The sequence below is a fragment of the SAR324 cluster bacterium genome (assembly GCA_015232315.1).
In the GTDB taxonomy this organism is placed as follows: Bacteria; SAR324; SAR324; order SAR324; family NAC60-12; genus JADFZZ01.
This window is the reverse complement of sequence record JADFZZ010000028.1, coordinates 18,767-32,192: the sequence shown is the minus strand read 5'-3', so window position 1 is coordinate 32,192 and position 13,426 is coordinate 18,767. Positions and strand designations below refer to the sequence as shown.

13 protein-coding genes are annotated in these 13,426 nt (G+C 44.7%); all 13 read left to right on the top strand.

From position 1 onward, the window contains the following. The first annotated feature begins 7 nt into the window (after positions 1-7). Positions 8-2,989: a DUF2169 domain-containing protein gene (locus tag HQM11_16225; protein ID MBF0352580.1), complete on the top strand. Its 2,982-nt coding sequence runs from the start codon at positions 8-10 to the stop codon at positions 2,987-2,989. 33 nt (positions 2,990-3,022) lie between these two features. Then, positions 3,023-4,096: a pentapeptide repeat-containing protein gene (locus HQM11_16220; protein MBF0352579.1), complete on the top strand. Its 1,074-nt coding sequence runs from the start codon at positions 3,023-3,025 to the stop codon at positions 4,094-4,096. 16 nt (positions 4,097-4,112) lie between these two features. Beyond that, entirely contained in the window at positions 4,113-4,523 is a 411-nt protein-coding gene (locus tag HQM11_16215) for a DUF4150 domain-containing protein (GenBank protein ID MBF0352578.1), read from the top strand. A gap of 57 nt (positions 4,524-4,580) precedes the next feature. Continuing rightward, positions 4,581-5,264 (top strand): DUF3540 domain-containing protein, encoded by a 684-nt coding sequence (locus HQM11_16210; GenBank protein MBF0352577.1) that lies wholly within the window; start codon positions 4,581-4,583, stop codon positions 5,262-5,264. Positions 5,265-5,266: 2 nt separating this feature from the next. Then, complete coding sequence (locus tag HQM11_16205) at positions 5,267-5,626, top strand: hypothetical protein (GenBank protein MBF0352576.1); 360 nt, start codon at positions 5,267-5,269, stop codon at positions 5,624-5,626. 250 nt (positions 5,627-5,876) lie between these two features. Beyond that, positions 5,877-7,187: a hypothetical protein gene (locus tag HQM11_16200; GenBank protein ID MBF0352575.1), complete on the top strand. Its 1,311-nt coding sequence runs from the start codon at positions 5,877-5,879 to the stop codon at positions 7,185-7,187. Between the two features lie 156 nt (positions 7,188-7,343). Then, positions 7,344-7,823 (top strand): type VI secretion system contractile sheath small subunit, encoded by a 480-nt coding sequence (gene tssB, locus HQM11_16195; GenBank protein ID MBF0352574.1) that lies wholly within the window; start codon positions 7,344-7,346, stop codon positions 7,821-7,823. Positions 7,824-7,900: 77 nt separating this feature from the next. Beyond that, complete coding sequence (tssC, locus tag HQM11_16190) at positions 7,901-9,376, top strand: type VI secretion system contractile sheath large subunit (GenBank protein ID MBF0352573.1); 1,476 nt, start codon at positions 7,901-7,903, stop codon at positions 9,374-9,376. Positions 9,377-9,471: 95 nt separating this feature from the next. After that, on the top strand, positions 9,472-10,074 hold the full coding sequence (locus HQM11_16185; protein ID MBF0352572.1) for an Hcp family type VI secretion system effector: 603 nt from the start codon (positions 9,472-9,474) through the stop codon (positions 10,072-10,074). A 40-nt stretch (positions 10,075-10,114) separates the two neighbouring features. Next, entirely contained in the window at positions 10,115-10,630 is a 516-nt protein-coding gene (hcp, locus tag HQM11_16180) for a type VI secretion system tube protein Hcp (protein MBF0352571.1), read from the top strand. 40 nt (positions 10,631-10,670) lie between these two features. Beyond that, positions 10,671-11,195, top strand: a complete 525-nt coding sequence (hcp, locus tag HQM11_16175) for a type VI secretion system tube protein Hcp (GenBank protein MBF0352570.1) — start codon at positions 10,671-10,673, stop codon at positions 11,193-11,195. Positions 11,196-11,299: 104 nt separating this feature from the next. Further along, positions 11,300-12,706, top strand: a complete 1,407-nt coding sequence (gene tssK / locus HQM11_16170) for a type VI secretion system baseplate subunit TssK (protein ID MBF0352569.1) — start codon at positions 11,300-11,302, stop codon at positions 12,704-12,706. Positions 12,707-12,717: 11 nt separating this feature from the next. Further along, positions 12,718-13,395: a DotU family type IV/VI secretion system protein gene (locus tag HQM11_16165; protein MBF0352568.1), complete on the top strand. Its 678-nt coding sequence runs from the start codon at positions 12,718-12,720 to the stop codon at positions 13,393-13,395. Positions 13,396-13,426 lie beyond the last annotated feature (31 nt).

Here is a 13,426-nt window from a genome sequence, read left to right as displayed (position 1 = left end):
ACAAATTATGAAAGACTATGAAGAAGATGTAGTACTCAGGGGGATCAAACCATTGGACTTGTGCCTGCTTTATAAAAATTTTGCATGGGAAAAAAAGAACTATCTTGCGGTCAGCACGCTACTGGGTTTTCCGCTGGGAGGCGGTGATCCTCTGCTGGAAACCGATTTCTGGAAAATATTGGGAAAAGAGCTGGGCAAGGACGTGATGCTGGACGAGGGCATGCCCAAGATTCACGGCGAATTGCTGGTGCTGGGAAATTTCTACGCTCCGGGAGGCGAGCCGGTTCCATCAGGCGCGGTGCGCGTCAAATTGGGAAATATTGATAAATCAATTCTGGTGAACGGCAATCGCTATTGGGAAACCGGCGGTCCAAGTCGTCCATTTCCTGTTGCTCAAATGCCGATTCAATATGCCTATGCGTTTGGCGGTGAAGGCTTTGACCGCAATCCTTCTGGCAAGGGATTCAAATCGGTTCAAACGCCTGACGGCACAGAACTGCATCCTCTGCCCAATCTTGAAGATCCTAAACATCCCGTCACTTCCAAGAGCGTGAGGCCTGACCCGGCCGGTTTCGGCCCGATTGACCTGACCTGGCAGCCGAGAGCCGGAAAAACCGGAACCTATGATGAAAAATGGCAGAGGGAATATGCCCCCGGTCTGGCACCTGATCTGGACTGGAGTTTCTTCAACACGGCTCCGCGGGATCAATGGCTGGATGGCTATTTTCAGGGCGGAGAAGCCTTTGTGATTCAGAACATGCATCCTTCCAAACCAATGATCAAGGGAACCATTCCCCGTTTTCGCGCCAGGGCATTCATTCATCAGCGCACTTCCGAAGGGTTGACCATGCGCGAAGTGGAAAACCGCCTGGAAACAGTGTATTTTATTCCTCATGCGGACATGGGAATTTTGTTATGGCGGGGAGCGATTGAAATTTCCACGGATGACGGCACAGATATCAAGGACATCATGATCGCCTATGAGAATCTGGCTGATACGCCCCGTACCTTTGAACACTACCATGACCAGTTGATTAAACGCACTGATCCAGATGAAAAGCTACGGTATCTGCTGACTACCACTGATTTGATTCCGGTTGGAATCAGGTGTGGATTCGCCCGTCTGGTTGAGGATGCCGCCAAAGAAGGGCCGCAGAACGAGATGCTCAAGATCATGGACGCGAAACGTCAAAAAATGCTGGATGACGGCATGCAACAGATGAAAGCCAAGTTGGAAGAGGGGAAACAAATGGCTGTGGCCGAGCAGGAAAAAATCAATGCCCAGTTAGCCATGGTGCTGGTCGCGCAGAACATGGATCCTGCGCCCTACATGGTCAGGATTCCTGAAGAAAAATTCGCGATTCCTGAGCCGCCTCCTGATCCCATGTTTGAAAAACTGATGGATTATCTGGAGACAGTATTGCCTGGATTTAAGGCGGGAAATATTGATATTTCCAAAATCGATATGAAAGGTCTTCAGGATCTGAAGCCTCAAATCGAGGAATACACCAACTATAAAAAAGCCGAAAGCATCGCACAGGTACAAACCGCCGTTGAATCCATGAAACAGGATCTGAACTTCGCGCCTCCTGAAGACATGCCTGACAATCCTGAGGCAAAAGCGGCGTTTGAAAAACTGGCTCAGGAAAAAGTGGCAATGTTTGAACAGATCGACGGAATTCTGCGGAAGTTTGACGAACCGCAGCCGTTGGTGAGAGCGCCGGGCAAGGAAACTGTGGAACAGATCCGTCAGCAGTTGCAGGACGCTCGTGAACAGATGGATACCGTTAAAAAAGATGTCACGGAACAGTTGTCCTTTGCGCCGGACGATGTGCGTCAATCCACTCTGGAGAAAATGGATGTACAGATTCCGTCAGATCTGGAAGATAAACTGGCGCCGCTGGAAAAAATGCTGGAAGAATTTCCAGAAAAATTCAAGGGGGCCTATATACTCGGTGCACATTACATGGACACCGGGACTCCGCCCCATACGGTTCCTGTCACTGAAGTCGGCGCGATGATGTTGGCGGGATACAACTCAAAAAAATCGTTGGCCAATGGTGACTATGCGGCGATTCGATTGCCGGGGCAGGATCTGAAGGGGATTGATCTGAGTGGAAGCTTTCTTGAGGATGTGGATTTTTCAGGATGTGATCTGACAGGAGCCAATCTTTCAGGAACTATTCTGGCTCGGGCGAATCTCTCAGGCGCAAAACTGATCGGAGCAAACTTGGAGGGCTCGAATGTGGGCGCGGCGTTCCTGATGGACGCTGATTTGACCGACGCTAATCTGACCAACGTCATTTTAAGCCGCTCCAATTTGAATGGTGCCCGGTTTCTCCGCGCAAAACTGATCGGGGCGCAGATGCTGGAAACCAAAATGGAGCGGGTCGATTTCAGCGAGACCGAATTTTTTCAAACTATCTTTCTTGATCTGAACATCAATGACTGCAAATGGAACAACGCGAAAATTCCCAAATGCATGTTTATTCGTGTTTCCATGCGAAAATCCGATTTTACCGGAGCTACCGCTACAGAATGCATATGGCTGGAGGCTGATCTGGATGAGAGCGTTTTTAATGAGGCGAATATGTCCAATGCCCGTTTTGTAGGAAGCTCGACGCTGAAAAAAGGAAAATTTATCAAAACAAATCTCGAACGGGCAAACCTCATGCAAACTGATCTGGAGGAAGCTGATTTTACCGGAGCAAATCTCACCATGGCCTATCTGGAGCGAGCCAATCTGAAAAACGCCAATCTGCAAGGCGCTCAAGCGATTCGAGCCTGTTTTATGAAAGCCAATCTGGAGCAGGCCAATCTGCGAGGGGTGAATTTGATGGAAGGCTCGTTGATGAAGGCCTATCTGGTCAGAACCATTTTACGGGAAGCAAATCTGTTTGGCTGTGAACTGATGGGGATCACTCATGGTAAAACGGATTTTACCGACGCCAACCTGGATCGAACCATTCTTAAAAACTGGCACCCCTGATGATGTCTGGTGAACAACCTCCAAAAAGGACAAATGGCTAACATCACAAAAGAAGAAGTCGTCAAGCTGATCAAGGGCGGCGACTTCATTGAACTGGAAAAAGCGAATCTGGATGGTATTGATCTGAGCGGCACGGATCTGGCTGGAGGTGTATTTCTGAGTACCAGTTTGGCGGGAGTTGATTTTTCAGGATGCCGTTTGAGGGAATGTACGTTTATTGAATGCGAACTGGCCGGCGCTGTGTTTGATCACGCTGATCTGCAATTGGCGACCTTCATCAAGGGCAATTTTACGAAGGGCAGGTTTCTTAAAGCCAATATGCTCAACACCAGCCTGGTGGACTGCTGTTTGAATCACGTTGATTTTGCCGGAGCTAATTTGCGGCAAACCAGGTTTGTGAACGCACAACTGGAGCATGCCAGGTTTACCGGATGTGACATGGAAATCACCTGTCTGCTCAACAGTTTTCTCAAAGAAGCTGATTTCACCCAGGCACGGATGAAACAGACCATTTTGATTGAGTGCGACATGGAAAATGTGAAATTTCACGAAACGCATATTGAATTGGCGGTCATGGAAAAACCCACGCTGAATAATCAAAATTTTGCGGGAATGAATTTAAACATGACACAATTCCGCAAAGCTAGTCTCAAAAATTGCAATTTCACAGGGTGTAATTTGAAGCAGGTGAGTTTTTTTGAAGCGGATCTGACGCAGTCGATTCTGGATAACGTGGATGCGTTCGGTGCCATTTTTTATGGGGCGAATCTGACCAATGTCAGTATGAAAAACGCTAATCTGGAGCAGGCGACCTTGCAGGAAGCCAATCTGACAGGATCGGATCTGAGCGGATGCCGCATGTACATGCTTATCGGCCAGAAAGCTAATTGTGAAAAGGCCATACTGGCCGGTTGCGATATGACTTATGCCGACTTTACCCACGCGAATTTCACCGAAGCCGATTTGTCCAATGCCAGTATGTTCCGCACCAAGCTTCATGAAATCATTGAGGAAAAAACAATATGGAATGGTGCCAGCCGATCAATCGCATTAGGCAATGACCCCCAACTCCAGAAAGCGGAACAATGGAGTTCCAGTGAAAAATAAAATATAAGGAGGATTTATGTTTGCAAGTACACAAATGGGAGGAATGAATTTTGGATTTCCGGATGTTTGTCTGACGCCGATGCCGCCCTTGGGTATCCCCGCACCGATCCCCTATCCCAACATGGCCAATGGTCTAATGGCTGTTCCGCCCACAGGCGCGATGAATGTGCTTTCTATGGGGATGCCGACCCATAACATGATGACCATGGGCACTATTAGCATGGGGGATTTCGGCGGAGTGATGATGGGCGTGATGTCAGGAATGATGATGGGACCGCATCGCACGCTGATTCCAGCGTTCACGAATTTGATGGGGGGGTTGCCCTGCTCACGGTTGACCAGCATGATGGGGCAGAATGGTCTCGCTCTGAACGCTCCGGGAGTCACTATTGTTCCAGCACAGTTCAAAGTGCTGGTGATGAAATGACTGTTCACAGCGGTCATAGTCAGCAAATATTCTAATCTCATTTTTAGGAGAGTATCTATGTCAGTCGCTACCACAATCAAAACCAGGGCCAGGACTGGAAAACAGACAATTCCACTTCCACAAATCATTTCAGAATATGCGGAGATAGGAGATTATGCCGACGGTTATTGGCATGTACATTGCTCTGATGGAAAGTTTAAGGCACGGAAAGCGTTCAGTTGTCTGGTTCATCCGATTGTGGGAGATAAAGTGCTGATCTCGCGCGATGCCGATGAGGAATGCTATATTCTGGCGATCATGGAGCGCAGTGGTAAGCAGAATGCATCGCTGGTGTTTCACGGGAATGTTCAAATCAGTGCGCCTCAAGGACAAATCGATGTTCTTGCAAAAGAGCGACTGGGATTGGTGACAACGAATCAAATCGAGATGAGTACATCCCAACTGAATGTGACCGCTCTGAACGCAACACTTAATACGGAACGGTCTCAAATCACTTCACAGGAGATCATGACCACAGCCAAAGTGATTCGTGTTCTTGCTGAAAAACTGGATACCTTTGCTGATCGTTTTGTATTACGTGCCAAAAACAGTTTTCGCTGGGTTGATGAGTTGGACCAACTCAAGGCTGGCGAAGTTATTCATCATATTCGTACAATTTTTTCTGTTCATTCATCAGGCCATGCTACACTGACTGCCAAAGGCGATGTCCGTATTGATGGCGAACGCATACATATGGGATAATTATGGTAGATAAACCCAACACCTCGTCCAGTCAGTCTGATGAGTTCTCAGCCAATGAAAAAAAAACTGCGCAACCCCAGGTACAGATCTATCTTCCACCAGATATGGAATATCGTTACAAAGATGTTTTCAGGATTTTTGTGGGTGTTGGTGATGTTGTGATTGAATTTGGGAATCAAAACAGATTTGTGCCAGATAGGGTGTCAATTTCTGATCGAATTGTGATGTCAGTGCCCAATGCCTATAAATTTATCAATCAGTTGCAACATACCCTTCGTGTGGCAGAAGAACAAATCAAGCGACATCTAAAAACTCAGGGACATAATCCCTCTGATAGCCAATCAACTAAAGAAAAGGGTTAAAGTTTTATAAATATGCAAAAGGACATTTTGCATGACCATGTGTTATTTTCAGGTGATAATTTTCATGAAAAATTATCGTATACTATAGAAGACAGCCTTGCTATGATTTGTTCGTGAGCGCATAGATAATAAAAAAAATAATTTCTAAAAAAACACTTGCCAAGCTTGAAAGAGAAATGTTAGAGGCTTGGTAAGTTAGGGAAACAACGATTTGTCCACAATCACAAAGTACGTTTATAGAGGAAAGAACATGCGTCTACAGGGTTTCATTTATCGTTACGGCCGATGGATCAGTTGGGGAATCATGGCAATTTCCATTGCCGGAATTATGTATGGCGGAGCTGACCTGACCACACCAGCTCAACTCAAGATTGCTTCAGGACGTGAAGGAACCTACTCCTATGAATTTGGCAAGATTCTAAAAAAACAACTTGAGAAGAATACCAACTTTGAAGTGGAAGTGCGGCCAACCAAGGGGTCTGCGGAAAATCGCTCACTGTTGTTATCCGGAGAAGTGGATCTGGCCATCCTGAACACCGGAATGGTATCCATGGAAAATCTGGCCGCTGTCAGACCGCTGTGGTTGGAATACCTCCATGTCATCATGCGGAAAAACGCCGATATTACGGATATGTCCAAACTTAAGAAACGAAGCGTGGCATTGGGTAGTGAGGGGAGTAAGAACAGGGAGATCGCAACCAGCGTTTTGAAACATTATGCCCTGAAAGTTGAAGATCTGGATGACACCGATGCCACCATTGCCCGATTGCGTAAAGATTCAACTTATGTTGGCGGGATTGTTGTTGATAGCATACTCAGTCCTGAATTTCAGGATGTGATCATGAGTGGTCAGTTTGACTGGATGAATCTGGGTGCTGTCGATGGATTGCCGTATTATTTTCCATTTTTTTTCTCAGCAACGCTTCCTGAAGGATCTTTTCCCACGATCACAACACCAGTACCCTCCAGTTCTCAGAAGACGGTTGCCACCACGGCAGTTCTGGCTGCCAAAGAAAGTATACCGAGTGAAGTGATCAAGAAGATAATGCCGGCGTTGCATAGGTTCTCAATGTATGAAGCTTCAACCGTATTGCTGGGCAAAGAATGGACTGAAAGTGACAGGTGGACAGCGTTGCCGATACATCCCGCGTCAAGTCAGTATTACAAAACTTATGCGGGACTTGAGATGTTGTCTGATACCATTTCGTTCCTCTACAAATTTAAGGAAATCATTCTGTTCAGTATCATCCTGATGATTGCGGTTATTTTTGAAATTCTCCGCCGACGACAGAATGCGGTAGAAAAAGAATTTCTGGAGGAAACTAAAAAGCTGGAATCCTGGTTGTTGGAAATCATGCATATCGAACAGGAACAGAAGAAAGCCAAGGATATTCGTTTGTTGAAGCAATACCATTACGATGCGTTGATGATCAAGGAGCATGCGATCAAGGATATGGTAGGCAAAAACATTCAGGATTCCAATTTCTTTCAGACATTTCTTCAGGAGTGTGTGCATGTGATTCATGAAATTGAATTCAAAATTTCAGGATTCAGAACATAAAAAGATTGCTTTCCCTGATTTTATTTGTCAGAGAAAATTTCAAGTTCCCATCCTTCGATGCCCGCAGTCCAGGCGGTGAAGGACTGTTTGGAAAGAAAATGATCAAAAGTAGTTTTTGATCAATTATTATAAAACCATCTTAATAAAGGATTCACAATGAGTCAAAAAGCATCGGTATCCCCAAAAGAGAGAGTGAATATTGTATACAAAACAGAAATTGGCGACATAAATCAGGAAGTGGAATTGCCCTTAAAAGTTCTGGTCATGGGTGATTTCAGTTTCCAGGCAGATGCAACGCCTCTGGAAGACAGAGAAGTGATGGATCTGAACAATGATAATTTTGATGATATTCTGGCCTCACATAATCTGAGTATTGATATGGATGTGGCAGATAAATTATCCGGAAATAAAGATGCCAGTATTTCCATGCATCTTGAATTCAAGTCCATCAAGGATTTTAATCCTGACAGTATTATTGAACAAGTCCCTGAATTGAAAAAAGTGATTGAGTTACGCAAGGCCGTGACAGCACTGAAGGGACCATTAGGGAATATTCCGGCATTTCGTCGTCAAATCCAGGAAATTCTGGACAACGAAGGGCTGAGAAATCAATTGATTCAAGAGTTGGGAATCTAATAGTTTCAGGTTTGGACTGTATTCAATCAATCAGGTGAAATGATCCTTTATTAAAATTGTTCAGGAGAGGAAAAAACATGGCTGAGAAAAAAGCATCAAAAGCAAAAGAAAAACAAATCAGTACAGATCGATCATTGCTTCAGCAAGTAATGGAGCAAACCAGAATTGGGGAAGGTGAAGAAAGTTACGCAACGGCAAAAACAGGATTGGAAGAATTTTTGAAAGAAATGTTGAAGGATTCTTCCCAAGTGCGTGTGGAAAAGAAACGCGTGGATGCCATGTTGGACGCTCTGGATGCGAAATTGAGCAGTCAGATGGATGAAATTCTTCATCACCCGGAATTTCAAAAGAAAGAAGCAGCCTGGAAATCCTTGAAAGTGATGGCTGAGCGAACCAACTTCCGTGAAAACATCCAGATTCAGATTATCAATGTCTCCAAGGATGATCTTCTGGAAGATTTTGAGGATGCCGGTGATGAAACAAAATCAGGACTGTATCAACACATTTATACCAATGAATATGGTCAATTTGGTGGTAAGCCAGTGGGCGTTCTGGTTGGAAACTATACGTTTGGCCCTGGTGCGCAGGATATCAAACTGCTCAGACACGTTGCCAGTGTTGCGGCTATGGCGCACGCCCCATTTATTGCGGCAGCAGGTCCAGCGTTTTTTAATATCAACTCATTTGACGAACTGCCCAATCTTAAAGACCTGGAATCAGTGTTTACAGGCCCACAATACGCCAAATGGCAGTCATTCCGTGAAGCGGATGATTCACGCAACGTCGGTTTGGCATTGCCCAACTTTTTGTTGAGGAATCCATACAACGAAGACAATCCGGCAAAAGCCTTCAATTACAAAGAAGAAACCAACGGTGTGTCAACAAACTATCTCTGGGGAAATGCGGCGTTTGCGTTGTGTACCAGAATTACGGAAAGTTTTGAAAAATACCGCTGGTGTCCAAACATTGTTGGACCTCAAAGTGGTGGTGGTGTGACCGATTTGCCACTGCATGTGTTTGAGCGAGATGGTAAAAACGTTGTTGTTGGTCCTACAGAAGTTCGATTCTCTGATCGCAGGGAATATGAATTATCAGAAGAAGGATTTGTGCCATTGACCATGCGAAAAGATTCAGACAACGCGACATTCTTCTCGGTCAATTCTGTGCAGAAACCCAAATTTTTTGGAACAGAGCCTGAGCAACGTCAGGCTGAAATGAATTATCGTTTGGGAACCCAGTTGCCGTATTTGTTTGTGGTGAACCGTCTGGCGCATTACATCAAGGTGTTGCAGCGTGAAAAACTGGGCAGTTGGAAAAGCCGGGCGGAATTGGAAACAGAACTGAATCGATGGCTCCGCCAATATGTTTCAGATCAGGAAAACCCCTCTGCAGAAATTAGAGGACGACGTCCTTTGAGAAGAGCTAATGTTCAGGTCAATGAAGTTGAAGGTGAAGCAGGATGGTATCGTGTTGATATCACTGTGACGCCGCATTTCAAATTCATGGGCGCAAATTTTACACTCTCCTTGAGTGGCCGACTGGACATGACTTGATGCACTGACAGGATGTAATTTCTGTAAATCCGATAGTTGAACCCATTTAATCAATGAGACAGTCCGAGGACTGTCTCGACAACAGCAGGAGGAACATGCCAATACCAGCTTATATGACGATATCCCTGGTGAATCAGGGTGAAATCTCGGAAGGTGCAAGCGACGAGTCGAGTATCGGGACCAAATCCAATGAGGCGCATGCTGATGAGATCCAAATTCAGTCTTTCCGACATAGTGTCCGGAGACCTGTTGATCCTCAAAGCGGACAACCGGTTGGTCCAAGAATTCATGAAGAAATGATCATTACTAAAATACAGGACAAATCATCCCCACTCTTTTTGCAGGCGCTGAGTACCGGTGAAAATATTGAGGAAGCGACCATTGAGTGGTATCGTCCTGGCGAAGGTGGAAAAGCTGAACATTTTTATTCGACCACCATCGAAAATGCCATTGTAACCCGGATTCGTTCCTATATGCCTGATAATAAATCTGCAGAGGCAAATCGGGAAGCCTTGAAACGGCAGGCGGAAGGTGCCGCTAAAGCCTTGGGACTCAAACTGGTGAAAGATGAAGAGAATCCGGGAACTTTTTCTCCTCAGATCCATATGGAAGAAATCACAATCCGGTATAAAGCCATTACCTGGACACACGAAATCGCAGGAACAGAAGGTACTGACAGTTGGGATGGTGAGGAATAAAAGTTTGATTGATTTAGATTAACTAAATAATGGAGGGACTATGGCTGTTACCGTATATTTAACAATTACAGGCGAAGAAGATGTGGCCGCCGGAGCGAACTCGGAAGATAGTGTGGGCGCTTTGGGGATTGCCTCTCATGAGGATGAAATCCAGATTCTTGGTGTTGAGGAAAATTATTATCTTCCCACTGACCCTGAAACGGGTCAACAATCAGGTGCTCCAATCAGCGAAGGATTGACAGTGCTCAAGTATGTGGATCAAAGCTCCCCATTGTTGTTTCAGGCGATGGTGCAGGGAGAGGTGTTTGAAGAAGCGGAATTGACCTATTTGTGGATTAATCCCTCGGGTGAAGAGGAAGAATATTTTTCGAAATCCATGGAAAAAGTCACTGTCACAGATATCCGCCCATATATTCCGAATACGCTGGTTTCTGAAAATGAAGGTTACACTCACATGGAAAAAGTCACATTCCGATATATCAAGACAGTGTGGGAACATGCGATAGCGGAGACCATCGGCATCTTCAATGTCGGCATTTTCCAGTCTGAGGAATAAAAATTATTCATTAATTTTCATCTAATACCAGGAGAGTGTTATGCCAATACCAGCCTATATGACGATCAGTCTTGTAGAAGAAGAAGAACTATGCGAAGGGGCCTGTACGACCGAAAGTATCGGAATTATGGCCGAGGAAATTGTTGATGAGGAAATGCAGAATACCATTCAGGTGGTGGGATTTGAAGGTTTAATCCATGTTCCTACCAATCCGAATTCAGGTGTTCCGACAGGCACTCGAATTCATAAAGGCATGAAATTCACAAAAGTGTGGGATAAAACATCACCACTTTTGTTTCAGGCTCTTTGTGATGGTCAGCAGATTACTAACTTGGAATTGCAATTCTACCGGATCACTGATGGTGAAGCAGAAAATTATTATACCATCACTCTGAACGATGCGATCATTACAAAAATTGAGTCATACATGCCAAACTGTCTGGACTGGAGAAATGAAGCATTAACCCAGTTGGAAGATGTGTGGATCAATTATAAAGCAATCACTGTATCTCATGAAGTCGCCGGAGTAGAAGGCGCCGATGAATGGGGTGGTGAAGAAGAATAAGTTATCGGGGTAAAAGAGTTTTGACTCTTTTACCCCAACTGGTTGTACAGAATTTAGGGTTTGCTGAAAAACACAGGAGTGCCTGCAACGGAGAATTGAAACAAATGGAAGTAGAAAATACAGCGTCGCTAAAACCAATTTTTTGGCATCAGGGGCAGTTCTTACAGCCTCAACATTTGCAACATACGGATTTGTATCATGAATCGCATTTATCAACATTGTTGAGAATCGCCAATCCATTTTTCTATGGGGTTGTTCTACTCGATGTGAATGAAGGTGCCCTTGAAAGTGATGTTTTTGAAGTGGAAAATGGTGAAATTCTGTTGAAAGACGGAACTTTTGTAGATTGTCCTGATGACGCGGTATTATTGCCAAGATCGTTCACGTCTGCCTGGATAGACAGACACCAGCCGCTTAAAATATACGTGGGCATTCGAAAAATGAATCCTGCAGGGGGGAATGTGACAGTGATCACAGATCCTAATGACCAGGAATTGATTGCAAAAGTGAGTACACGTTATTTGACACCGGCAGAACCGACCACCGTTCCCAGTTATCATGTGGATGGTCCTGTTGCCAAGTTACAGCATTTGAGTTATGTCGTACGATTGTTCTGGGAAAATGAGATTGAAGAAGCCGCAAAAAATTATGATTTGCTGGAAATTGCCCAGATTGTGAGTGACGGCGGTACAACGAAAATGTCCCCTACCTATGTGCCCCCATGTGTGCATATCGCAAGTTCCCAGCTTCTGGTTAAAACACTGAAGGAGATACGAGATGAATTAGCAGGGCGGATTCGCCAACTTGAGGATTATAAAACTCCAGCCGGAGCCTCAACTCAAGTTGATGGACGCACCGTTAATTTTAAGATGACGATTCAGTTATTAAGCCAGTACGTACCCATATTGTTTCACTATGTGGACACTCCATCCGTTCATCCCTGGGTAATTTATGGATTGTTACGTCAGTTGATTGGGGGGATCAGTACACTTTCAGATAAAATCAATTTTCTGGGAGAAACCACACAGGGGGACCGACTGCTTCCACCTTATATGCACAACAGGCTTGAATCCTGTTTTCAAAGTGCTCAAAAACTGATCATTCAAGTGCTCAATGAGATCACCATCAGTTCAGAAACTATTGTCCGACTGGAACAGGTTGGTACAGGACAATTCAGGGCTGATCTTTCCAAAGCATTGTTTGGTGCTTCAAATATTTATATTTCAATGATCACATCCGAGAACTTTGAACAAATGTTTGAACAATTTGCGAAATACGCAAAAATTGGTTCAGAGGAACAGGTGAAAATATATGTGGAACGGTCTCTGGCAGGATTGGAAGTTAAATATTTGACTGCTCAGCCTGAAGGGGTTCCGCGTCGACCCAACGCTTCTTACCTACGTGTAGACAGACAACATCCCGCATGGGAAGGGATTGTCAATCAGGGGAATATCAAGCTGATTTGGGATGACGCACCTGAAGATCTCAAAGTTGATTTTATCGCGGTTTAAGGAGTGCTGCTATGCGCATGATGGATTGTTTTTATGAAGTGCTGTATCTGACGATTGACTTGGTGGATGAGTTTAATCAGGGACAGTCTCGAGAATATGAAGAAGTTCGATTGATGCTGGAACGGGTCATTTCAGAACAGTCAGGGATTTATATAGATGGTGGGTATTCAGATGAACAGTATCAAATGGCTTTGTATGCGGTAGTGGCTTTTATTGACGAGTCGATCATGCTATCAGCATGGAAGCACAAAAAAGAGTGGAAAAAAGAATTGCTGCAGGCTAAATACTTTAAAAGTGTTCATGCTGGAGAAGAATTTTATACTCAGCTCAATAAGTTGAGTCCCTTTGACCCTGCGGAAAAAGATATCAGAGAAGTCTATTACTACTGTCTGACGTTAGGGTACCGCGGGAAATATTATACAGACGAGGATCAGTCCTATCTGGATAAACTCAAAGCAGAAAATCTCACCTTACTGAAGGGCGTTGAAGAACGTTCATCAGGATATGATAGAGACAAACATTTATTTCCTGAAGCGTACATTACAGGACAGGAAGGTAGCGGGATTGATCTCCATATTGATTACCGGCCGTTCGCATATGGCATTCCTGTTATTATCTTCATTATAGTGTTTTACATGTTGAAAGTTAAAATCTTCGATGCAGCCAGTTATCTGATCACAACGATCTGATCGTATCGTATCGAAATTGATGATTAATCCT